At 62.2% G+C, this 1,851-nt stretch carries 2 protein-coding genes; both read left to right on the top strand.

From position 1 onward, the window contains the following. Positions 1-168 precede the first annotated feature (168 nt). Positions 169-1,161 (top strand): helix-turn-helix domain-containing protein, encoded by a 993-nt coding sequence (locus tag A2J03_RS21960; RefSeq protein WP_082898005.1) that lies wholly within the window; start codon positions 169-171, stop codon positions 1,159-1,161. A 122-nt stretch (positions 1,162-1,283) separates the two neighbouring features. After that, positions 1,284-1,851, top strand: a 568-nt coding sequence (locus tag A2J03_RS21955; protein WP_197480908.1) for an acyl-CoA dehydrogenase family protein, incomplete at its 3' end; no start/stop codon positions are given.

Genomic DNA, 1,851 nt, shown 5'->3' with positions numbered 1-1,851 from the left:
GACGCTCTCAACGCCCGGTCACCCGGCGTGAGCTTCACGGTCGGAGTTTGTAACGCAAAGTCATCTCGCTCCTTACAACCGCGTTCTAGTGTTTTTTGACCTGGACTGGATGCGGAGCTCCCTGTGACTGCCTTTTGGACTACACGAGATCTAGATACGCCCGATCAGATGAGTTACTGGGCTGACGTGCTGTGCCAAGCCTTCACGCCGCTGGCACCGTGGAGGTCACGCGATCACATCGAACGAAGCTCGGTACCGTCCGGGCTACCTGGATGGGTGCGTTCGAATCAGGTCGGCGGTAGCAATGCCGCGGAAATTGCCTCGTGCACTCAACGGATCGAGCACGGACACCGCGAAGTCGCACGCACCCCGGAAGACGTCGTATTCGTCAACTTGCAGTTGGACGGACACTGCCTGACCACGCAGGACGGACGACAGTGCATGGTCTCACGTGGCGAATTCACTGTCGTCGACTCCACACGCCCGTATCGCCTCGAGTTCGTCGAACCAGAGGAAGAGGGGTCGCTGTGGCGGGTGCTGTCGTTTCGGCTGCCCCGCGCCCAACTCGCCGATGTAACCGCTCCCGACAGGTCCACCACTGCGCGCAGCTTCGGAGGCACTGTCGGATCGGCTCGCCTCCTCAGCGCGTTGATGCTCGAGACGTGGCGCAGTGACTCCTCGTTTGCCTCGGTCGAACGGCAGATGATCGGCGCCGCGCACGTCGATCTGTTGCGCGCGGTGCTCGGTGGTGCTGTCGAGCAGGAGAGTCGACGCAGCCACGACACAGACGACCTTCTACGGGTCGCTGCCGGCCGCTACATCGAGACGCACCTGCCATTCGGTCGCGTGACGGCAGCGGATACAGCGCGTCACCTGGGAGTGTCGGTGCGCACCCTGCATGCCCTGTTCGAACGGTCGGATACCACTTTCGGCACCCTTGTACGCCAGCGGCGGGTGGAAGCGTGCCGTCGGGACCTGGCCGATGTGCACAACGACCGCTCCATCGCTTCCATCGCTACGACGTGGGGATTCTCCGACTCGGCACATCTCGCCAAAGCGTTCCGCTCTCGGTTCGGCTGCAGCCCGACCGACTATCGAAAGTCCATGCAGTGCATACCGCCGAGGCTGGATTCACGCGTTCAGCAGTCGTTGCCCGCGTAATCTGCACGATTTTACCGAGGTAGGTGCACTCGGATACAAGACCGAGCAGATGCTCTCCAGAGATGCTTGGGAAGAGGCAGCGTCGCCCGTCCACTTCTTCCCCCCGCATCGAGGAGACCCCGATGACCTTGAGCTTCGAACTCAGCCCTGAGCAACTTGCTGTACGCATGATGGCGCGCCAAGTCGCCGACGACATACTCTCCGGCGTGGCCCCGGCAATCGCGTCCCTGCCAAGGCCGGAGGACCGCTTCTATGCATTGGAACCGATCTACAAGCAGCTCGCAGGACTCGGTTTCGTGAAAGGGCTGGTTCCCGACGAGTACGGCGGCGCGTACTTCGACAACCTGACTTTCAGCTTGGCCGCCGAGGAGCTTGCGCGCGTCGACATCAACGTTCCCTCGGCCCTTCTGGGCACTGGTCTCGGACTGAACCCGATCATCAACTTCGGCACACACGAACAGAAGCAGCGATGGCTTCCCCTGTTCTGCGACGGCACCGCCCGCCTCGCCGCAATCGCCTACACGGAGGTCACCGGCGGAGCGAATTACGATTCACCGGACCCCACCGTCGGCATCCAAACTTTCGCGCGCCGTGACGGAGATGAGTGGGTCATCAACGGCGCCAAGCACTACACGACAAACGCGTCAGGCTGGGATGGAAACGGCGCCGACCTCATCAGCGTCGTATGCC

It is taken from the genome of Rhodococcus sp. EPR-157, from assembly GCF_001647195.1.
Lineage (GTDB): Bacteria > Actinomycetota > Actinomycetes > Mycobacteriales > Mycobacteriaceae > Rhodococcoides.
The sequence above is the reverse complement of the archived record's forward strand: the minus strand, read 5'-3'. Positions and strand labels throughout refer to the sequence as shown.